Source organism: Pseudomonas sp. SED1 (assembly GCF_034044025.1).
Taxonomy (GTDB): Bacteria; Pseudomonadota; Gammaproteobacteria; order Pseudomonadales; family Pseudomonadaceae; genus Aquipseudomonas.
On record NZ_JAXCIS010000057.1, the window covers coordinates 1 to 24560 of the forward strand.

2 protein-coding genes are annotated in these 24560 nt (G+C 64.4%); both read left to right on the plus strand.

The annotated features are described in order from the left end of the window. The first annotated feature begins 225 nt into the window (after nt 1–225). Nucleotides 226–13146, plus strand: coding sequence for a non-ribosomal peptide synthetase (locus tag SNL23_RS08275; protein ID WP_318301991.1), 12921 nt, complete (start codon nt 226–228; stop codon nt 13144–13146). Continuing rightward, the gene (locus SNL23_RS08280; RefSeq protein ID WP_318301992.1) at nt 13143–24560 is read left to right on the plus strand and encodes a non-ribosomal peptide synthetase; all 11418 of its coding nucleotides are present in this window, start codon (nt 13143–13145) and stop codon (nt 24558–24560) included. Before SNL23_RS08275 ends, SNL23_RS08280 begins: the two co-directional genes overlap by 4 nt.

Here is a 24560-nt window from a genome sequence, read left to right on the forward strand (position 1 = left end):
CCAAACCACTCCAAAAAATACGAAACTCCCCCAAAGCCAACCGCTTTGTCCCCGCTTCCCATGTCACCCCCCACCCCCTGAATCCTCTAATTTCCAAACCCTGCGGGAAGCCACCCGATCCTCGACCGCGCCCGCGCTTTAACCCGGGCCTCCCAGGCACTTACGCGACAGCTGAAAACGGACTTTCTCCTCAACCGTATCCGACTCAAAAAAGCAGGTTACCCCATGCAGTTCAGCAAATTACTGGCAGCTCTTTCCACCCACCCGATCCGCCTGCAAATGGACGAAGGCGACCTGATCATCCTGGGTGACGACGACGCGCTGGATGACGCCCTATGGGACCAACTGATCGCCCACAAAGCCCACCTGCTCGACCTCGTCGCCCAACACGGCGGCGACTGGCTCAGCCCGGCTTATCGCATCACCCCGGACATGCTGCCCCTGGTCAACCTCGATCAACCCGCCATCGACCGCATCGTCGCCAGCATCCCCGGCGGCGCGGCGAATGTGCAAGACATCTACCCCCTGGCGCCGCTCCAGGAAGGCATGCTCTACCACCACCTGTCAGCCCACCAGGGCGACCCCTACGTGCTGCACGCCCAGTTCGTGTTCGATAGCCGCGCCCGTCTTGAAACCTTCGCCCAGGCCCTGCAATGGGTCCTCGACCGCCACGACATCCTGCGCACGTCGATGGCCTGGGAGCGCCTCGACGAACCCCTGCAAGTGGTCTGGCGCAAAGCCTCCCTGGTCTGCGAAGAAGCCCGTCTCGACGGCGATGCAATGACCCAACTGCAAGCCCTCTACGACGCCCGCAACTACCGCATGGACCTCGGCCAGGCGCCGCTGCTGCGTCTTGTATTCGCCGAAGACCCGCGCAACCAGCGCGTGGTCGCCATGCTGCTGTTCCACCACACCATTCTCGACCACACCGCCCTCGACGTGGTGCGCCGCGAGATCCAGCTGCACCTCGCCGGCCAGACCGAACAGGCCGGCGCTCCGGTACCGTTTCGCAACTACATCGCCCAGGTCCGCCACGGCGTCAGCGAACAGGCTCACGAAGCGTTCTTCCGCGAAATGCTCGCCGACATCGATGAACCAACCCTGCCGTTCGGCCTCCAGGATGTACAGGGTGACGGCCATGGCATCGACGAAACCCGCATCGCCGTCGACAGCGATCTAAGTCGCCGTCTAAGGGCCCAAGCCCGGCCGTTGGGTGTCAGCCCCGCCAGCGTGATGCACCTGGCACTGGCCCAGGTGCTGGGCAAGGTCTCCGCCCGCGACTCCGTGGTATTTGGCAGCGTGATGCTCGGCCGCATGGGCGCGGGAGAGGGCTCCGACCAGGCCTTGGGCATGTTCATCAACACCCTGCCACTGCGGGTGGACGTGGGTGAGCAAAGCGTGCGCGACGGGGTGCAAACCACCCACAAACGCCTGACCGAATTGCTCAACCACGAACACGCCTCCCTGGCCCTGGCCCAGCGTTGCAGTGGCGTGGCCGCGCCCACACCGCTGTTCAGTGCAATCCTCAACTACCGTCACAGCGATGCATCGGACACCCAGGCGGTGATCGACATCGCTGAAGGCATCCAGGTGCTCGGCGCCGAAGAGCGCACCAACTACCCGTTGACGGTCAACGTTGATGACCTGGGCGAGGGCTTTGCCTTTACCGTGATGGTGGACGCCTCCATCGGCGCGACGCGCATCGCCGACTACCTGCACACCGCCCTGGAAAACCTGGTGCTGGCCCTGGAGCAAACACCAGACGCACCGTTGCACGGGCTGGGCATCCTGCCTGCTGCCGAACGCCAACATCTGCTGCACGGCCTTAACGCCAGCACCCAGCACTACGCCGATTCAGCCCTGATCCACCAGCAAGTCGAAGCCCACGCCGCCAGCCATCCCCAGGCCATCGCGCTGCGCTTTGAACACCAACATCTGAGCTACCGCGAGCTGAACGAACGCGCCAACCAGGTCGCGCACGGCCTGCTCAAGCATGGCATTCGCCCCGACGACCGGGTGGCGATCTGCGTCGAGCGCGGCCAGGAAATGATCATCGGCCTGCTGGGGATCCTCAAGTCCGGTGCGGGCTACGTACCAATCGATCCGGCCTACCCCCAGGAGCGCATCGCCTACACCCTGCAAGACAGCGCGCCGCTGGCAGTGCTGGTGCAGCACAACACCCGTCATCTGGTGGGCGACGTCACGTCGATCGACCTCAACAGCCTGCAACACGAGCCCATCGTTAACCCCAACGTTGCGATCAGCTCGTCCAGCCTCGCCTATGTGATCTACACCTCCGGCTCCACCGGCTTGCCCAAGGGGGTGATGATCGAACACCGCAACGTCGCGCGGCTGTTCAGCGCCACCGAGCACTGGTTCAAGTTCAACGCCAATGACACCTGGGCGCTGTTCCACTCGTTTGCCTTTGACTTCTCCGTGTGGGAAATCTGGGGCGCGCTGATGCACGGCGGGCAATTGCTGGTGGTACCGCAACTGGTCAGCCGTTCACCGGACGAGTGTTATGCACTGCTGTGTGAAGCCGGTGTGAGCATCCTCAACCAGACGCCGAGCGCGTTCCGCCAGTTGATCGCGGCACAGGGCCGCAGCCAGCAACTGCATTCCCTGCGCCAGGTGATCTTTGGCGGTGAAGCCCTGGAGCCGGGCATTCTCAAACCGTGGTACGCCCGGGTGACCAACTCGGGTACGCGGCTGGTCAACATGTACGGCATCACCGAAACCACCGTGCACGTGACCTATCGTGCGTTGGAAGCAGCAGATGCACTGCTGGTTGGCGTGAGCCCGATTGGCGTGCGCATTCCCGACTTGCAGCTGTATGTGCTGGACGCCCGCCGCGAGCCGGTGCCGAGCGGTGTAGTCGGTGAGTTGTACGTCGGCGGTGCCGGTGTTGCGCGGGGTTATCTCAACCGCGATGAGCTGACCGCCGAACGTTTTCTGGCGGGCCCCGTCACCGGCCTGCGCCTGTACAAGACCGGTGACCTCGGCCGGTTACTGGCCGACGGCAGTGTCGAGTACCTGGGGCGCAACGATGACCAGGTGAAGATTCGCGGTTTCCGTATCGAACTGGGGGAAATCGAAGCACGCCTGGCTACCTGTGAAGGCGTGCGCGAAGCCGTGGTGATTGCCCGCGAAGACGAGCCGGGCGACAAGCGCCTGGTGGCCTACGTTATCCCCCAGCAGGATCACGCACCCACGGCCGCCGAGCTGCGGGACCACCTGCTGCTGTCCCTGGCCGAATACATGGTGCCCAGCGCCTTTGTGCTGCTGGACACGTTCCCGCTCACCACCAACGGCAAGCTCGACCGCAAGGCCTTGCCGGCACCCGACGCCGACGCCCTGGCCCGTCGTGGTTATGAAGCACCACAAGGCACGGTGGAAACTGCGATCGCCCACCTCTTGCAAGACCTGCTGAAGATCGACCGGGTCGGGCGCCAGGACAACTTTTTCGAACTGGGTGGCCATTCCTTGCTGGCAGTCAAGCTGATCGAGCGCATGCGCCAGCTGGAGCTGAGCGCCGATGTGCGGGTGCTGTTCGGCCAGCCGACGTTGGCCGCGCTGGCCGCTGCGGTAGGCGGGCAGCATGAAGTGCAGGTCCCGGCCAACCTGATCAGCGAAGCGACCCGGCACATCACCCCCGACATGCTGCCGCTGGTGGACCTCGACCAACAGGCCATCGACCACATTGTCGCCAATGTGCCCGGCGGCGTCGGCAACGTGCAGGACATCTACGGCCTGGCCCCGTTGCAGGCCGGCATCCTCTATCACCACCTGGCGACCACCGAAGGCGATCCCTACGTGTTGCAGGTGCAGTTCAGCTTCAGCGGCCATGAGCCGGTCGAGGCGTTTATCCGTGCGCTGCAAAGCGTGATCGAGCGCAACGATATCCTGCGTACCGGCATCATGTGGGAAGGCTTGGACGAGCCGGTGCAGGTGGTGTTGCGCCAGGCACTGCTGGTGGTTGAGCGGGTCGACGTCGATCCACACGACGACGTTCTGGCACAACTGCAAGCACGCTTCGACCCACGCCACTATCGCCTCGACCTGTCCCGTGCCTCGCTGATGCGTTTTGCCTACGCCGAAGAGCAGGGCCGTCAGGTCGGCATCCTACTACTGCACCACATCCTGCTGGACCACACCGCGTTGCAGGTGCTGGTGGAAGAAATGAGCGCGAGCCTCGCAGGCGAAACCGACTTGCTGCCGGACGCCGTGCAATACCGCAACTACGTGGCCCAGGCGCGTCTTGGTGTGAGCGCTGCGCAGCATGAGGCGTTCTTCAGCGAGATGCTCGGCGATATTGACGAGCCGACCCTGGCCTTCGGTTTGCACGACGTGAATCGCGACGGCAGCGGTGTGCGGGAAGCGCACTTGCCAGTGGACCCGGCCCTCAGCCTCGGCCTGCGGGAGCAAGCCCGGCAGCTCGGCGTCAGCGCCGCCAGCCTGGTGCACCTGGCATGGGCGCAAGTCCTCGGCCAGGTATCGGGCCAGGACAACGTGGTATTCGGCACGGTATTGCTGGGCCGTATGCAAGGCGGCGAGGGTGCCGACCGGGCGCTGGGGATGTTCATCAATACCTTGCCGCTGCGGGTCAGCGTCGGCGCGGTAGGTGTGCAGGCCGGCGTACGCGCCACCCACGCGCGGCTCGCGCAGTTGCTGGGGCATGAACATGCGTCGCTGTCCCTGGCCCAGCGTTGCAGTGGCGTGTCCGGCGCGCTGCCGCTGTTCAGTACCTTGCTCAACTACCGCCACAGTGCCCCGGGCGAAGCGCCGGGAGCCAGCCCGTTCGCCGATGCCGGGATCGAAATTCTCAGCTCCGAGGAACGCAGCAACTACCCGCTGGTGCTGAACGTCGATGACCTCGGTGTGGGCTTTGCGCTGACGGTGCAGGGCGTGGCCGAGGTGGATGTGCAGCGCGTCGGCGACTACATGCTCAGTGCCTTGCGCAACCTGGTGACGGCGCTGCAACAGGCGCCGACTACTGCGCTGCATCAAGTGTCGATCCTGCCAGCAGCCGAGCGCCATCAAGTGCTGGTGGAATTCAACGCCACCAACTGCGCCTACCCGGCTGGGAGCACCGTTCACGCTCTCTTCGAGGCCCAGGCCCTGGCCAGCCCGGAAGCAGTGGCGGTGGTGCACGGCCATGCGTCGCTGAGTTACCGCGATCTCAACCTGCGGGCCAATCGCCTGGCCCACTACTTGATCGATCAAGGCGTAAAACCGGGGGACAGCGTGGTCATCGCGCTGCCACGCTCCATCGACCTGCTGGTCAGCCAGTTGGCGATCCTCAAGTGTGCGGCGGTCTACGTACCGCTGGACGTCAACGCGCCTGAAGAGCGCCAGGCATTTATGGTGCAGGACAGCCATGCCAAGCACGTGCTGCGTGACCTCGCCGCGCTGAACCTCGACATGCAGCCAACGCATAACCCGAACCTCGCCCAGTCGGCGGAAAGCGTGGCGTACATCATGTACACCTCCGGCTCCACCGGTGCACCGAAAGGTGTACAGGTGCCCCACCGCGCAGTCACCCGGCTGGTCATCAACAATGGCTACGCCGACTTCAACTCGCGTGACCGGGTGGCCTTCGCCTCGAACCCGGCGTTCGACGCCAGTACCCTCGACGTCTGGGCGCCGCTGCTCAATGGCGGCTGCGTGGTGGTGGTCGAACACGCCACCTTGCTGTCCCAGGCTGCTTTCGCCGCCCTGCTGCAGGAGCAATCCGTCAGCGTTCTGTGGATGACGGCGGGGCTGTTCCACCAATACGCCGATGCGTTGATGCCGGTGTTCCGCCAGCTGCGCTACCTGATCGTCGGCGGCGATGTGCTCGACCCGCAGGTGATCGGCCGGGTGCTTGAGCACGGCGCGCCGCAGCATCTTCTGAATGGCTACGGCCCCACCGAAGCCACCACGTTTTCCACCACCTTCGAGATCACGTCAGTGGGTGAGGGCGGTATTCCGATTGGCCGACCCATTGGCAACAGCCGTGCCTACGTGCTGGATGCGCGGCAGCAGCCGGTGCCGCTGGGCGTCGTCGGCGAGCTGTACATCGGTGGCGCGGGCGTGGCCAAGGGTTACCTGAACCAGCCGCAACTGACCGCCGAGAAGTTTATCGTCGATCCGTTCGGCGACGGCCTGCTGTACCGCACGGGCGACCTGGCGAGTTGGCAGGCTGACGGCACCTTGCTGTACCAGGGCCGCAACGACCATCAGCTGAAAATCCGGGGTTTCCGTATCGAGCCCGGTGAAATCGAAAGCTGCCTGGCCGACTTTCCCAGCGTGAAAGACACGGTGGTGCTGGCCCGTGAAGATGAACCCGGCGACAAGCGCCTGGTGGCGTACTACACCGCCCAGGCGCCGTTGAGCATTGAGGCGTTGCGTGCGCACCTGCAAAGCCGGCTGCCGGACTACATGGTGCCGTCGGCCTATGTCTGGCTGGAACTGTTGCCGCTGACCGCGAATGGCAAGCTGGACCGCAAGGGCCTGCCTGCGCCCGATCAAGACTCGTTGCTCAGCCGTGGTTTCGAAGCGCCCGAGGGCGAGGTGGAAATCCTGCTGGCGCAGATTTGGCAGGACGTATTGAAAGTCGAGCGGGTCGGGCGCTTTGATCACTTCTTTGAACTCGGTGGCCATTCATTGCTGGCGGTGAGCCTGATCGAACGCATGCGCCAGGCCGGCCTGAGCGCCGATGTACGGGTGTTGTTCAACCAGCCAAGCCTCGCGGCGCTGGCGGCGGCAGTGGGCAGTGGCCGGGAAATCGTGGTACCGGCCAACGGCATTGCGCCGGATTGCCCGCGCATCACGCCGTCGATGCTGACCCTGGTCAAGCTGGATCAAGCCGCCATCGACCGCATTGTGGCCACGGTGCCTGGCGGTGCGGCCAACGTGCAGGACATCTACCCGCTGGCACCGTTGCAGGAAGGCATTCTTTACCACCACATCAGCGCCGAACAGGGCGACCCGTACCTGCTGCAATCGCGCATGGCGTTTGACAGTGTCGAACGGTTGCAGGCCTTCATGGGCGCGCTGCAAAAGGTCGTGGCGCGCCACGATATCCTGCGCACCGGCGTGGTGTGGGAAGGCTTGGACAGCCCGGTGCAAGTGGTGTGGCGTCATGCCGAACTGGTGGTGCAGAACGTTGCGCTGGACCCGGCCGATGGCGACGTGATCGAACAACTGCACGCACGTTTTGACGCGCGCCACTATCGCCTGGACATCACCCAGGCGCCGTTGCTGCGCATGGTGTATGCCCAGGACCCGGCCCACCAGCGAGTCGCGGCCATCCTGCTGTTCCATCACCTGGCGCTGGACCACACCGCCATGGAAGTGGTCGGCCAGGAAATGCGTGCGTTCCTGTTCAACCAGGCCGATGACTTGCCGGTTGCGGCACCGTTCCGTAACTACGTGGCCCAGGCTCGTCTGGGTGTCAGCGCCCAGGAGCACGAGCAATTCTTCCGTGAAATGCTCGCCGACATCGACGAGCCCACGCTGCCTTTCGGCGTGCAGGATGTGCAGGGCGATGGCCGGGATATCGAAGAGGCCGAATTGCCCGTCGATGCCGTGCTGGCTTTGCGGATTCGCGAGCAGGCCCGGCAACTGGGGGTCAGTGCTGCGAGCCTGATGCACTTGGCCTGGGGCCAGGTACTCGGCCTCGCGTCGGGCCGTCAGGACGTGGTATTCGGCACCGTATTGATGGGCCGCATGCAAGCCGGCGAAGGCGCCGACCGGGCGCTGGGCATGTTCATCAACACCTTGCCGCTGCGGGTGGATGTGGGCGCCATCGCGGTTCGTGTCGGGGTCAAGGCGACCCACGCCCGGCTCAGCGCGTTGCTGGGCCATGAGCATGCATCCCTGGCGCTGGCCCAGCGTTGCAGTGGCGTGCCGACCTCGATGCCGTTGTTCAGTGCCTTGCTCAACTACCGCCACAGCACCCCGGGCGAAATGGCCCGCGACGGCCACGGTATCTGGGAAGGCGTGCAGTTGCTGGGCGGCGAAGAACGCAGCAATTACCCGCTGACCCTGAGTGTGGACGACCTGGGCACAGGCTTCGGCCTGACGGTGCTGGCCCTGCAGTCCATCGGTGCGCAACGCCTGTGTGACTACATGCACAGCGCGCTGGAACAGTTGGTGGACGCTCTTGAACAAACGCCGGAAACGCCGCTGAATCAGTTGCCGGTACTGCCTGCTGCCGAGCGCGAAAAACTCCTGCGTACCTTCAACGCCACCGCCCGTGATTACCCCCAAGGGCAAACCCTGCACGCTGCTTTCGAAACCCAGGCCGAGCGTCTGCCGCAGGCGATTGCGCTGAGCCAGGACGGCCAGCATCTGACGTACCAACAGCTCAACCAACGTGCCAATCAGCTGGCTCATCACCTGCTGGCATTGGGCGTGCAGCCCGACGACCGCGTGGCAATCTGCTGCCGACGCGGCCCGCAGATGCTGGTGGGCCTGCTGGCGATTCTCAAGTCGGGTGCGGCCTACGTCCCGGTAGACCCGGCTTACCCGGCCGAGCGCATCGCTTACCTGCTGCAAGACAGCGCACCGGTCGCGGTACTGGCCGAGGAGAGCACCCGTGGCGTGCTTGGTGATGTGGCCATCGTCGACCTGCATGGCGCGTATGCCGGTGAGAGCAATCCCCAGATCGCCAGCCTGACCCCGGCGAACCTCGCCTACGTGATCTACACCTCCGGCTCCACCGGCCAGCCCAAAGGGGTGATGGTGGAACACCGCACCGTGGAAAACCTGGTGCACTGGCACTGCGAAGCCTTTGACCTGCACGCCCATAGCCACACCAGCAGCGTGGCCGGTTTCGGCTTTGATGCCATGGCCTGGGAAGTCTGGCCGGCGTTGTGCGTAGGGGCGACCTTGCACCTGCCACCGGCCCAGGTGGGCAATGAAAACATCGACGAATTGCTGGCCTGGTGGCTGGCCCAACCGCTGGACGTGAGCTTCCTGCCCACGCCGGTGGCCGAGTACGCCTTCAGCCAGGAGCTTCAACACCCAAGCCTGCGCATCCTGTTGATCGGCGGTGATCGCCTGCGCCAGTTCAATCAGGAGCGCCGTTTCGCGGTGATCAACAACTATGGCCCGACCGAAGCCACGGTGGTCGCTACCTCTGGCCGCGTGCACGCCGGTCAGCCGCTGCATATCGGCAAGCCGATGGCCAACGCCACGGTGTACCTGCTTGATGAGCAACAGCGTCCGGTGCCGGTGGGCGTGGCGGGCGAACTGTATGTAGGTGGCAGCGGCGTGGCCCGCGGGTATTTGAATCGCCCGGACCTGACCGCCGAACGCTTCCTTGATGACCCGTTCAACCCGGGCCGCATGTACCGCACCGGCGACCTGGCGCGCTGGCTGCCGGATGGCAATATTGAGTATTTGGGCCGCAACGACGACCAGGTAAAAGTTCGAGGTGTGCGCATCGAGCTGGGGGAAATCGAAACCCGCCTGGCTGCCGTCGAAGGCGTCAAGGAAGCCGTGGTGCTGGTGCGCGACGGCCGCTTGGTCGCCTGGTTCACCGAGCAAATCCCGCTGGATATCGAAACCCTGCGCGCCGAGCTGCACAGCCAATTGCCCGAGGCCATGGTGCCGGTGGCCTACGTCAAACTCGACAGTTGGCCGTTGACCGCCAACGGCAAGCTCGACCGCAAGGCCCTGCCGGCGCCGGATCAGGCCGCCATGCTCAGCCGTGAATACGAAGCGCCACAAGGCGACGTCGAAACCACCCTGGCGCGAATCTGGGCCGAGGTGTTGCAGGTGGAGCAAGTGGGCCGCCATGACCACTTCTTTGAACTGGGCGGGCATTCATTGCTGGCGGTGAGTCTGATCGAGCGCATGCGCCAGGTCGGCCTGAGCGCCGATGTGCGGGTGCTGTTCAGCCAGCCGACATTGGCCGCATTGGCAGCGGCGGTGGGCAGTGGCCGGGAAGTGGTGGTGCCGGTCAATCGCATCGCTGCCGATTGCCAGCGCATCACGCCTTCGATGCTGTCCCTGGTGGAGCTGGATCAGCCGACCATCGACCTGATCGTCGCCAGCGTGCCAGGCGGCGCCGCCAATGTGCAGGACATCTATCCGCTGGCGCCGTTGCAGGAAGGGATTTTCTATCACCACATCAGTGCGCAGCAGGGCGATCCGTACCTGCTGCAATCGCACCTGGCGTTTGACAGCCTCGAGCGTTTGCAGGCGTTTGCCCGGGCGTTGCAGTCGGTGATCAACCGCCACGATATCTTGCGCACCGGCGTGGTCTGGGAAGGCCTGCAACAGCCGCTGCAAGTGGTATGGCGTGAGGCTGAGCTGTCGGTGCAGGCAGTGCAGATGGGCACCGGTGATGTGCTCGCGCAGTTGCATCGCCAGTTTGATCCTCGTCACTACCGTGTGCCGATGTCCCAGGCCCCGTTGGTGCGCCTGGTGTATGCCGAAGATCCGCGGCAGCAGCGTGTGGTAGCGATTTTGCTGTTCCACCATATTGCCCTCGACCACACGGCGCTGGACGGCGTGCGTCACGAGATGCAAGCCAGCCTGCTGGGCCAGCCCGGCATCACGGACGAGGCCACGCCGTACCGCAATTACGTGGCCCAGGCCCGGCTGGGGGTGAGTGAGCAGGAGCACGAAGCGTTCTTCCGCGAGATGCTGGCTGACATCCATGAGCCTACGCTGCCGTTCGGACTTCAGGATGTGCAGGGCGATGGCAGTGCCATCGAAGAAGTCAGTGAAGCGTTATCACCGGCGTTGAGCCGACGCCTGCGCACTCAAGCACGGTTGCTGGGCGTCAGCGCTGCCAGCATGTTCCACCTTGCCTGGGCGCAAGTGTTGGCCTGCACCTCGAGCCAGGACAACGTGGTGTTTGGCACGGTGCTGCTGGGCCGTATGCAGGGTGGCAAGGGCAGCGACCGAGCGTTGGGGATGTTTATCAATACCTTGCCGTTGCGGGTGGATGTGGGCGGCATCGGTGCGCGTGCGGCGGTAAAGGCGACCCACGCGCGCCTGACTGCGTTGTTGGGGCACGAGCATGCCTCCCTGGCGTTGGCCCAGCGTTGCAGTGGAGTGGCGGCGCCGTTGCCGTTGTTCAGCGCCATGCTCAACTATCGCCATAGCGACAGCCAGCAAGCGGCGGTATCCCCGGCCTGGCAGGGCATCGAAACCCTGGCCAGCGAGGAACGCACCAACTACCCGCTGACCTTGAACGTGGATGACCAGGGCGACGGTTTCCGGTTGACCGCGATGACCCCCGCGCAGATTGGCGCGCAGCGTATTTGCGGTTACATGCAGGCGGCGTTGTTCGGGTTGGTCGAAGCGCTGGAGCAAGCCCCGCAATTGCCGCTGGATCGCCTGTCGATCCTGGGCCCCCAGGAGCGCGAGCAACTGCTGTTCGGGTTCAACGCCACCGAGGTTGGCTACAACCTCGATCAGACCCTTCACGGCCTGTTCGAAGCCCAGGTTGAACGCACCCCCGATGCACTGGCGGTGAAAGCGGGTGACCAACACCTGAGCTACCGCGAACTGAACGCGCGCGCCAATCAGTTGGCCCATCATCTGCGCGAGCTGGGTGTGCAGCCGGATTCGCGGGTGGCGATTTGTGTGGAGCGTGGCCTGGAGATGGTCATCGGCCTGTTCGCCATTCTCAAGTCCGGTGGTGGTTATGTGCCGCTGGACCCGGCGTATCCGCTGGAGCGAATCGCCTACATGCTGCAAGACAGCGCGCCGGCGGCGGTGCTGGTGCAGGGCGAAACCCGTTCGCTGCTGGGCGATGTGGCGGTACCCGTGGTGGATCTGGACCGGAACACCTGGGAGCACCAGGCGCTGTCCAACCCGCACGTCGACGGACTGACCCCGCAGCACCAGGCCTACGTGATCTACACCTCCGGTTCCACTGGCCAGCCCAAGGGCGTGATCAACGAGCACGCAGGCGTGGTCAACCGCCTGCTGTGGATGCAGGATGCCTACGGCCTGACCGCCCGCGACGCGGTCCTGCAGAAAACCCCGTTCAGCTTTGACGTGTCGGTGTGGGAGTTCTTCTGGCCCTTGTTCACCGGTGCACGGTTGGTCATGGCGCGCCCCGGCGGGCACAAGGATCCGGCTTACCTGTGCGAGGTGATCGAAGCCGAACAGATCACCACCTTGCACTTCGTGCCGTCGATGCTCGACGTGTTCCTGGCCCACGGCGATGTCAGCCAGAGTGCCGGCCTGCTGCGGGTGATGTGCAGCGGCGAAGCCTTGCCGGGCAGCCTGGTGCGACGCTTCAAGCGGCAGTTGCCGGGCATCGGTTTGTACAACCTGTATGGCCCGACTGAGGCGGCGGTGGATGTGACCGCGTGGAACTGCGCAAGGCCCGAGGTGCCGGATAACACACCGATCGGCAAGCCTATCGCCAATACCCGCATGTACCTGCTGGACGCCCGCTTGCAGCCGGTGCCCTTGGGCGTGGTCGGCGAGCTGTTCATTGGTGGTGTTCAAGTCGCTCGCGGCTACTTGCACCGCCCTGAGCTTACGGCTGAACGCTTCCTCAAGGACCCGTTCAGTGCTGGTCGCCTTTACCGCACTGGTGACATCGGGCGCTACCTGCCGGACGGCAATATCGAGTACCTGGGCCGCAACGACGACCAGGTGAAAATCCGTGGCCTGCGCATCGAGCTGGGGGAAATTCAGGCGCGGTTGACCGAATACCCACAGGTCAATGAAGCGGTGGTGTTAGCCCGGGACGAGCGCCTGGTGGCGTACTACACCGGCGTGCAGGCGGATATCGAACAACTGCGTGCCCATCTGCTGGCGCGCTTGCCGGACTTCATGGTGCCGGCGGTATTCGTGCACCTGGAGGCCTTGCCGTTGAGCCCCAACGGCAAACTCGACCGCAAGGCGCTGCCGGCGCCAGGCGTTGAGTCGCTGATCGTGCGCGAGTACGAAGCCCCGGTGGGCGACACCGAAATCACCCTGGCGCGCTTGTGGGCCGAGCTGCTGAAGGTGGAGCGGGTAGGGCGCCATGACAATTTCTTCGAGCTGGGCGGGCACTCGCTGCTGGCTGTCAGCTTGATCGGGCGCTTGCGTCAGGAAGGTATGGAAGCCGATGTGCGGGGGCTGTTCGAACAACCGACCCTGGCGGGCTACGCCGCAATTACCGAACGAATGGAGATCGTCCTGTGAGCATCATTGAACTGTTGGCGACACTCAAGACCAAGGATGTACAACTGGCGCTCAAGGGCGACCAGTTGTCGGTGCAGGGCAATAAACAGGCCCTGAGTGACCCGGCATTGGTGGCCTCGCTGCGCGAACATAAACCGGCGCTGATCGAGCTGATCAAGGCCGGAGAGTACTCGGCCACCAAGGCCGGTGAAGTCGAGGTGCCGGCCAATGGCATTCCCGCCGGTGCCCAGCGGATTACGCCGGCGATGCTGACGCTGTCGAGCCTGAGCCAGGCCTCGATTGACCGCATCATCGAAACCGTCGACGGCGGCGCGGCCAACGTACAGGACATCTACCCGCTGGCACCGCTGCAGGAAGGCATTCTTTACCACCATGTGAGTGCCGAACACGGCGACCCCTACGTCATGCAGTCGCAGTTCGCCTTCGACAGCCTTGAGCGTTTCAAGGGCTTTGCCCAGGCATTGCAGGGCGTGATGGATCGCCATGACATCCTGCGCACCTCCGTGATCTGGGAGGGCCTGGAAGAGCCTTCGCAAGTGGTATGGCGCGCGGCTCGATTGCCGGTGCAACTGATTGAACTGAACCCCGCCGACGGGGATATCGCGACCCAGTTGCATAGCATGTTTGATGGCCGTCACTACCGCCTGGACGTCACCCGCGCACCGCTTGTTCGCCTTGTAGGCGCCTGGGATGAAGCCCGGCAGCGCATGGTCGCTTTGCTGTTGTTCCACCACATGGCCCTGGACCACAGCGCCCTGGACGTGGTGCGCCACGAAATGCAGGCTTACTTGCAGGGCCAGGGGGATCAGTTGGGCCAGGCGGTGCCTTTTCGTAACTACGTGGCCCAGGCGCGCCTGGGGATCAGCGAGCAGCAACACGAAGCGTTCTTTCGCGAGATGCTCGGGGACATCACTGAGCCGACCTTGCCGTTTGGTTTGCAGGATGTGCAGGGCGACGGCCAGGAGATTGCCGAAGTCGACTGGCCGTTGCCGCCAGCGCTCAATCAGCGTTTGCGGGCCCAGGCGCGGCAGTTGGGGGTGAGTGCCGCCAGCCTGTTCCATATGGGCTGGGCGCAGGTATTGAGTGCCCTGGCAGGCAAGGCGCAGGTGGTGTTCGGCACCGTCTTGATGGGCCGCATGCAGGGTGGGCACGCCACGGACCGGGCCCTGGGGATTTTCATCAATACCTTGCCGTTTCGCGTGGATGTCGGCGCCGAAGCGGTGCGCGCCGGGGTCAAGGCCACGCACGCGCGGTTGACCACCTTGTTGCGTCATGAACATGCCGCCTTGGCCCTGGCCCAGCGGTGCAGTGGTGTGGCCGCGCCGATGCCGCTGTTCAGCGCATTGCTCAACTATCGCCACAGTGGCTCGGGCACCAGTACCGACGCGGCGGCGGCCTGGCAGGGCATCGAGATCTTGAGCTCCGAGGAGCGCACCAACTACCCGTTGACCCTGAGTGTCGATGACCTGGGGGACGGGTTTATCCTGCGTTTGCTGGCGAGTACCCAAGTCGATGCGCAGGCTGTTTGTGCTTATGTGCAAACGGCCCTGGGAAACATGGTGCAGGCGCTGGAGCAGGCGCCCGACACCTCGTTGAATCGTCTGTCGGTGCTGCCCGAGGCTGAGCGGCGGCATCTGCTGGAGCAATTCAACGCAACAGCGGTCGAGTTCCCACAAGGCACCACCCTGCACGGGCGTATCGAAGCGCAAACGTTGCTGACCCCGGACGCGGTGGCCGCCGTGTATCAAGGCCGTCAGCTGACCTACGCCGAATTGAACCAACAAGCCAACCTGCTGGCCTATCACCTGCTGGCCCTGGGGGTAAAACCCGACGACCGCGTGGCCATCGTCGCCCGACGCGGGCTGGACACCCTGGCCGGATTGCTGGCGATCCTCAAGGCCGGCGCCTGCTACGTACCGGTGGACCCGTCGCACCCGGCCGAGCGCCTGAGCTACCTCCTCAGTGACAGCGCCCCGGTCGCGGTGCTGACGCAACACGCGCTGCTGGAGCGCCTGCCCGCACTCGACGTGCCGGTGATCAACCTGGACCGTTTTACCTGGCATCAGCATACGGCCAGCAACCCGCAGGTCGCTGTCACACCGTCCAACCTGGCCTACGTGATCTACACCTCCGGCTCCACCGGCCTGCCCAAAGGCGTGATGGTGGAACACCACACCGTGGCCAACCTGGTGGACTGGCATTGCACCGCGTTTGACCTGTGCGCCGGCCGTCACACCGCCAGCGTCGCCGGGTTCGGCTTTGACGCGATGGCCTGGGAAGTCTGGCCGGCCCTGTGCGTGGGCGCGACCTTGCACCTGCCGCCGGCCCATGACGGCGCAGAGGACATCGACGCGCTGCTGGAATGGTGGCGCGCACAACCACTGGACGTGTGTTTCCTGCCCACGCCGGTGGCCGAATATGCGTTCAGCCAGAACATCGAACACCCGACCTTGCGCACCTTGCTGATTGGCGGCGACCGCCTGCGCCAGTTCCCCCGGGCACAGCGTTTCGAGGTGATCAACAACTACGGCCCCACCGAAGCCACGGTGGTCGCCACCTCCGGGCGGATTGAACCCGGGCAGCCGTTGCATATTGGCAAACCCATCGCCAATGCCAGGGTTTACCTGTTGGACGAACTGCAGCGCCCGGTGCCCATGGGCGTTGCCGGTGAACTGTATGTGGGCGGCAAGGGCGTGGCGCGGGGTTATCTGAACCGTCCGGAAATGACTGCCGAGCGCTTTCTGGATGACCCATTCAATCCGGGCCGTATGTACCGCACCGGCGACCTCGCGCGCTGGTTGCCGGGCGGGAATATCGAGTACCTGGGCCGCAACGACGACCAGGTGAAAATCCGTGGGGTGCGCATCGAACTGGGAGAAATCGAAACCCGCCTCAACCAGTTGCCCGGCCTTCAGGAAGTGGTGGTGCTGGCCCGTGAAGACCAGCCCGGCCAGTCCCGACTGGTGGCTTACTTCACCGAAAACCCGCAGTTCGACCCCCTCGATGTGGGCGAGATTCGCGCACATCTGGTGGCACATCTGCCGGACTACATGGTTCCGGTGGCCTACGTAAAACTCGATGCATTGCCCCTGACTGCCAACGGCAAGCTGGACCGCAAGGCCCTGCCAAAGCCGGACCTGGCCGCCGTCTTCACCCGTGAGTACGAAGCGCCTCATGGCGATATCGAAACCGTCCTCGCGCAAATCTGGGCCGACGTGCTGCAAGTGGAACGCGTGGGCCGCCAGGATCATTTCTTTGAGTTGGGGGGCCATTCGTTGCTGGCCATGCGCATGGTGTCCCAGGTTCGCCAGCGGCTTGGGGTTGATCTGGCGCTGGGCGATTTGTTTGCCAATGCCGAACTGGCGGCGGTGGCGCAGGTGCTTGCCCAGTCCGGGCGCAGCACCTTGCCGGATATCCTGCCGACGGCGCGGGATGAGGATTTGCCGCTGTCGTTTGCCCAGCAACGCTTGTGGTTTCTGGCGTTGATGGAAGGCGCCAACACCGCTTACAACATTCCCATCGGCCTGCGCCTGCGTGGGCAGTTGCACGTCGATGCACTGCAACGGGCCCTGGCGCGGATTGTCGCGCGGCACGAGACCTTGCGCAGCCGGTTCGCCCAGCAGGATGACCACGCCCACGTGCTGATCGTGCCGCCTGAAGAGATGATGCCGCTGCAAGTGCAGGACCTGCGTCGTCACCCCGAAGCACAGCAGGTGCTGGAAGCCTTGATCCAGGGCGAAGCTTCGGCGCCTTTCGATTTGCAGCGCGGCCCATTGCTGCGCGGGCGCCTGGTGATCATGGCCGAGGATCATCACGTGTTGCTGCTGACCATCCACCACATCGTGTCAGATGGCTGGTCCATGGGCGTGCTGACCCGCGAACTGATGGCGTTGTACCAAGCCTTCAGCCGTGGTGAGGCTGACCCATTGCCGCCATTGCCGATCCAGTACAGCGACTTCGCCGTGTGGCAGCGCCTGTGGCTCAGCGGTGAAGTGCTGCATCGCCAGAGCAGCTACTGGCAACAAACCCTGGCCGGTGCCCCGGCATTGCTGATGTTGCCGACCGACCGCCCACGCCCGGCCCAGCAGGACTACGCCGGCAGCAGTGTCGACGTGCGCCTGGATGAACGCCTGACCGCCGGGCTCAAGGCCCTCAGCCAGCGCCACGGCACCACGCTGTACATGGTGATGATGACGGCGTGGGCTTCGTTGCTCGCGCGCTTGGCCGGGCAGGAGGAAGTGGTGATTGGCTCGCCCGTCGCCAACCGCCAGCGGGCCGAGGTGGAAGGCTTGATCGGGCTGTTCGTCAACACCCTGGCGGTGCGCATCGATACCTCGGGCGAGTTGAGTGCCGAGGCGCTGCTGGCGCGGGTCAAGGGGCTGGCCCTGGACGCCCAGGCTCATCAGGATCTGCCGTTTGAGCAGGTGGTGGAAATCACCCGGCCATTGCGCAGCCTGGCCCATAGCCCGCTGTTCCAGACGATGTTGACCTGGCAGGACAGCGATGCGCCGGTCCTGGCCCTGGGCGACCTGAGCCTTGAAGGGATTGTGGAGGACAGTCACTTTGCCAAGTTCGACCTGTCCCTGAACCTCGGCGAGACCCGGGGCGAAATTCGCGGCACCCTGGAATACGCCATCGCGTTGTTTGATGAGTCGACCATGCAGCGTTATGTCGGCTACTTCACCCGGGTGCTGCAGGCCATGGTGGATAACGACCAGGCGGTGCTGGAGCACGCTGAATTGTTGGAAGCGCGGGAGCGCCAGCACCTGCTGTTGGACTTCAACGGCACCGCCGTGGATTACAACCTCGACCAGACGCTGCACGGTATGTTCGAAGCCCAGGTTGCACGAACGCCGGATGCGCTGGCGGTGAAGGCAGGCTCGGAGTGCCTGAGCTATCGCGAGCTGAACGAACGGGCGAATCAGTTGGCCCACCATCTGTGGGAGCTGGGTGTTCAGCCGGATTCGCGGGTAGCGATTTGCGTCGAGCGCGGCCTGGAGATGGTCATTGGCCTGTTCGCGATCCTCAAGGCGGGCGGCGGCTATGTGCCGCTGGACCCGGCGTATCCGCTGGAACGTATCGCCTACATGCTCAAGGACAGCGCCCCGGCAGCCGTGCTGGTGCAGGGCGAAACCCGTGCGCTGCTGGGCGACGTCACAGTGCCGGTGGTGGACCTGGACCGGAGCACCTGGCAGCACCAAGCAACGTCCAACCCACGAGTGGACGGGCTGACCGCGCAGCATCAGGCCTATGTGATCTACACCTCGGGTTCCACTGGCCAACCGAAGGGCGTGATCAACGAGCACGCGGGTGTGGTCAACCGCCTGCTGTGGATGCAGGACGAGTACGGGCTGACTGCGCAGGACAGGGTGTTGCAGAAAACTCCGTTCAGCTTCGACGTGTCGGTGTGGGAGTTTTTCTGGCCGCTGTTCACTGGCGCCCGGTTGGTGATGGCGCGTCCTGGCGGGCATAAAGACCCGGCCTACCTGTGTGATGTGATCGAGTCCGAGCAGATCAGCACACTGCACTTTGTGCCTTCGATGCTGGACGTGTTCCTGGCCCATGGCGACGTCAGCCAGAGCGCCGGGCTGGTGCGGGTGATGTGCAGCGGTGAAGCGCTGCCCGGCAGCCTGGTGCGCCGTTTCAAACAGCAGTTGCCGGGCATCGGTTTGTACAACCTCTACGGCCCGACTGAAGCGGCGGTGGACGTGACGGCTTGGGATTGCGCCGGACCGGTTACGCCAGACAACACGCCTATCGGCAAGCCGATTGCCAACACCCGCATGTACCTCCTGGACGGGCAGTTGCAGCCGGTGCCGTTGGGTGTGGTGGGCGAGCTGTTCATCGGTGGCGTGCAAGTGGCGCGGGGTTACTTGCACCGTCCTGAGCTGACGGCCGAACGCTTCCTCAAGGACCCGTTCAGCAACGGCCGGATGTACCGCACCGGCGACGTCGGGCGCTACCTGCCGGACGGCACCATCGAGTATTTGGGCCGCAATGACGACCAGGTGAAAATCCGTGGCCTGCGCATCGAGCTGGGTGAGATTCAGGCGCGACTGCTGCAATTCCCGCAGATCAACGAAGCCGCTGTGGTCGCCCGCGATTCCCGTCTGGTGGCCTACTACACCGGCGTGCAGGCCGACATCGATGCCCTGCGCAGCCACCTGCTGGAGCAGCTTCCGGACTACATGGTGCCGGCGACCTTCATGCATCTGGAGGCCTTGCCCCTGAGCCCCAACGGCAAGCTCGACCGCAAGGCATTGCCGGTACCGGGCCTGGAATCGGTGATCGCCCGGGAATACGTCGCGCCCATGGGTGAAACCGAAATCACCCTGGCTGGCCTCTGGGCTGATTTGCTCAAGGTGGAGCGGGTGGGGCGGCATGACCATTTCTTCGAGCTGGGCGGCCACTCGCTGTTGGCCGCCAGCTTGATCGGCCGCATGCGCCGCGTCGGGTTGTCGGCGGATGTGAAAGTGTTGTTTGGCCAGCCCACCCTTGCAGCCTTGGCGGCTGCCGTGGGTGGTGGTCGCGAAGTGGTGGTGCCGGCCAATGGGATTGCCGCGGAGTGCACGCGGATCACCCCGGACATGCTCCCGCTGGTGAACCTGGAGCAGTCCGCCATCGACCGCCTTGTCGCGAGCATTCCCGGCGGCGCGGCCAACGTGCAGGACATCTACCCGCTGGCGCCGTTACAGGCCGGGATCCTGTATCACCATCGCGCAGTGCAACAGGGTGACGCGTACCTGTTGCAGGCGCAGTTCGCCTTCGCCAGCGTCGAGCGCCTTGAAGCGTTCGCCCAGGCCTTGCAGGCGGTGATTGAGCGGCATGACATCCTGCGCTCGTCGATGCACTGGGACGGGCTGGAAGAACCGGTGCAAGTGGTGTGGCGCCAGGCATCGTTGCAGGTCGAGGCGATTCAGGTCGCGGGCGATGTGCTGGGGCAATTGCAGGCGCGCTTTCATCAGCATCGCCTGGGCCTGGGGCGGGCACCGTTGATGCGCCTGGTGTACGCCGAGGACCCGGCCAACCAACGGGTGGTTGCGTTGTTGCTGTTCCATCATTTGGTGATGGATCACGTGGCGTTGGAAGTATTGCAACACGAGATGCAAGCCTGTCTGTTGGGCCATCACGAGCAGTTGGGGGCGGCGGTGCCGTATCGCAACTATGTGGCGCAGACACGCCTGGGAATGCGTGAGGAAGAGCACGAAGCATTCTTCCGCGAGATGCTCGGGGAGATCGATGAGCCGACGCTGGCACTGAATGCACCGGGTGAAGCGCAGCAGGCACGCCTGAGCGTTGACCCACTGCTGAGCGGGCGCTTGCGCATCCTGGCGCGTCATCTTGGGATAAGTGCGGCGAGCCTGATGCACCTGGCTTGGGCGCAGGTATTGGCCAAGGTTTCTGGCCGTGAGCAGGTGGTGTTCGGCACCGTATTGCTGGGTCGGTTACAAGGCGGTGAAGGCGCCGAACGCGCATTGGGCGTATTCATCAACACCCTGCCGCTGCGGGTCGACCTGGGTGAGCGCACGGTGCACGCGGCGTTGATGGCGACCCATGCCAGCCTGACCCAACTGCTCAGTCACGAGCATGCGCCACTGGCCTTGGCCCAACGTTGCAGCGGGTTGCCGGCCAATACGCCGCTGTTCAGCGTGCTGTTCAACTATCGCCACAGCGCGCCGCACGCTGGCGGGGTGGCCGAGGCCTGGCAGGGCATGCAAATGCTCAAGGCGGAGGAACGCACCAACTTTGCGCTATCCCTGAGTGTCGATGACCTGGGTGACGGGTTTAGCTTTGATGTCATGGGGCAAGGCGCGCCGCGTCTCTGTCAGTACCTGCATGTCGCCCTGGAACAGCTGGTGCAGGCGCTGGAACAGAATGCCCGAGGCGCAATCAGCCAACTGTCGATATTGCCGCCGGCGGAGCGTGAAAAGCTGCGGTTGGAGTTCAACGCCACCCAACGGGAGTTCCCTCACGAACATACCGTGCAGCGTCTGTTCGAAGCCCAGGCCCAGGCACGTCCGAGCGCCATCGCTGTGGTGCATGGCGAGGACACCCTGACTTATGGCGTGCTGAACACCCGCGCCAACCAACTGGCCCATCACCTGCGCACCTTGGGCGTGCAGCCTGGCGATCATGTGGCGATCCTGCTGCCGCGCTCGATTGACCTGGTGCTCAGTCAACTGGCAATCCTCAAATGCGCGGCGGCCTACGTGCCGCTGGACATCAACGCCCCGGCCGAGCGCCAGGCCTTTATGGTGCAGGACAGCGGCGCGGTCTGGCTGCTGACCCACAGCAGTGAGTCCGTCGAGTACCCGGCCCGACGCATCGACCTCGACACCCTGGCCCTGGACCCGCAACCGAGTCATAACCCGGACCTGTCGCAGTCCTCCGAGCGGGTGGCATACATCATGTACACCTCCGGCTCCACCGGCACCCCCAAGGGCGTGCTGGTGCCGCACCGGGGCATCACGCGGCTGGTGATCAACAACGGTTATGCCGATTTCAACGCCCATGATCGCGTGGCGTTCGCCTCCAACCCGGCGTTCGACGCGAGCACCATGGACGTTTGGGGGCCGTTGCTCAACGGCGGCCAGGTGCTGGTGATCGACCATGCCACCTTGCTCGACCCGGGCGCGTTTGGCCGAGTATTGAAGGCGGGCGGCGCGACGATCCTGTTCGTCACCACCGCGCTGTTCAACCAGTACGTGCAGCTGATTCCCGACGCGTTGGCCGGGCTGCGCATCCTGTTGTGCGGCGGCGAACGGGCGGACCCGGCGGCATTCCGCAGCCTGCTGGCCCAGGCGCCCGCATTGCGCCTGGTGCACTGCTACGGCCCGACGGAAACCACCACCTACGCCACCACCTATGAGGTGCAGGCTATCGCCGCCGATGCTGAAAGCGTGCCGATCGGCAGGCCGATTTCCAACACGCAAATCCATGTGCTGGACGCGCACTTGCAGCCGGTGCCGCTGGGGGTGGTCGGGGAAATCTGCATTGGCGGGCACGGTGTGGCCAAGGGGTATCTGAACCGGCCGGAGCTGACGGCCGAAAAATTTGTCGATGATCCATTTGGCGATGGCTTGTTGTACCGCACCGGCGACCTTGGGCGCTGGTCGGCGGACGGGCTGCTGGAGTGCATCGGGCGCAATGACGACCAGGTGAAGATCCGCGGTTTCCGCATCGAGTTGGGTGAAATCGAAGCGCGTCTGGCGACCTGCAGCGGGATCAAGGATGTGGTGGTGCTTGCGCGGGAGGATGCGCCTGGCGATAAGCGCCTGGTGGCGTACTACACCGGTGAGCCACTCGCGATCGACGTGCTGCGCAGTCATCTGTTGCAGCATTTGCCGGACTACATGGTGCCGTCGGCCTATGTGCCACTGGAAAAAATGCCCCTGACGGCCAACGGCAAAGTCGACCGCAAGGCTCTGCCGGTGCCTGCGATGGAAGCGCTGGTAAGCCGTGTGTTTGAAGCACCGGCCAATGAGCTGGAACAGACCTTGGCCCGCCTCTGGGCCGAGGTGTTGAGGCTGGAGCAGGTCGGTCGGCACGACAGTTTCTTCGAACTGGGCGGGCATTCGTTGCTGGCGATTCGGCTGGTCAACCTGATGGAAGAGGCGGGGCTTGCGGTGTCTCTGGCGGAGCTGTTCCAGCACGCCAGCGTGGCCTCGGTTGCCTCGATGCTCAGTCAACGCACGGTGCGGGAGGACGACAGCTCGCTGATCACCGTGCGCGCCAGCGGCAGCCAGCCGCCATTGTTCCTGGTGCATGAGTTCAGCGGCATGGACGTGTATTTCCCGGCGCTGGGCCGGCATCTGCCGGGGGATTACCCGATCTACGGCTTGCCCGGCGCGCCTCTCGGTGAACCGCAGTTGCAGACCATGGAAGGCCTGGCGGCGCGGCTGGTGGGGATTATTCGGGCTGTGCAACCCCATGGGCCGTATCGGCTGGCGGGTTGGTCGTTTGGCGGGGTGTTGGCCTACGAAGTGGCGATGCAACTGCAGGGGCTGGACGAACCGGTGGCGTTCCTCGGGTTGATCGACAGCTACGTGCCGCGCATGACCGACCAGGGCAAGGCGCGCTGGGCCGGACCGGATGCCCTCAAGCGGCATTTGCTGTTGCAGTGCATGGCGTATTGGAAGGCACAGGGAGGTGTGGATGAGCTGGCAAGCCTTGAGCAACTGGACGCGCAGATTGGACAGCTGGATTTTGCTGGGCTGTTGCAACGCTGCCGCGATCGGCATTTGTTGTACGCGCAGATGGCGGCGGCTTCGGACGCGGACCTGTTGAGTTTTATCGAGCGGGAAGTCGGGCATGGGCATGCGCTGGCGCATTACAGCCTGTTCCCGATGCCGTTGGCGGTGCACCTGTTCAGCGCCGCAGAGCGGCCGACGGAGCTGTCGCGACGTAGCCTGGATTTGGATTGGGATGAGGCGCTGGCGGCGGGGCAATTGCGCCGGATTGAAGTGCCGGGGGATCACCAGAGCATGATGCAGGCACCGCATATCCAGGCGTTGGGGCAGGCGTTGGGTGGGGCTCTGGCGTCGAGCGAGGCGCCGAGTGTGGCGGTGCATCAGCCGTTGTTGCGGATCCAGAACGGACGCGCCGGGCATGCGCCGATTTTCTGTGTGCCGGGGGCGGGGGATAGCGTGACCGGGTTTGTAGGGTTGACCGAGGCGCTGGGCCGGGACTGGCCGATCTTTGGCTTGCAGCCGCGCGGGCTGGATGGGGAGGCGGTGCCGCACAGTCAGGTCGAGGCGGCGGCGCGCTGTTATTTGCAGGCGCTGGAGCAGGAGTGTCCGCAGGGGCCGGTGCATTTGGTCGGGCATTCGTTTGGCGGTTGGGTGGTGTTTGAGATGGCCGCGCGATTGCAAGCCCAGGGGCGTGAGGTGGCTTCGTTGACGCTGATCGACAGCGAGGCGCCCGGGGGGAATGGGTTGGTGGGTAGGCCCTATACGACGACGGCGGCGTTGTTGCGGCTGATTGAGTCGATGCAGGTGGCTTCGGGTAAGTCCCTGGGGATTGATGCGGTGGATTTTGCCGGGAGGGATGAGGTGGAGCAGCGGCGGTTGTTGCATGGGGGGATGGTGGGGGTCGGGTTGTTGCCTGCGCGGTCTTCGGTGGAGGCGATGGATGGGCCGGCGCGGACGTATGCGTCGGCGTTGCGTACGGTTTATCGGCCTGTTCGGCGGTATGAGGGGGTGGTGCGGTTGGTGTTGGCGGAGGATCCGACTCTGGATGCGGCGGGGAATCTGCGGGAGCAGGGGTTGATGGTTGAGGGGTGGCGCGGGTGTGTGGGGGTGTTGGAGGTTTGGTATGGGCCCGGGAATCATTTTTCGCTGCTCAAGGCGCCGAATGTTTTTAGTTTGGCGGCTTGGTGGCGGGATGGGGTTGTGGTTGGGGAGCGGGTTTTGTGA

What these genes read in the sequence shown, in the direction of transcription:
- SNL23_RS08275 (WP_318301991.1), top strand. Translation starts at nt 226, where the DNA reads ATGCAGTTCAGCAAATTACTGGCAGCTCTTTCCACCCACCCGATCCGC.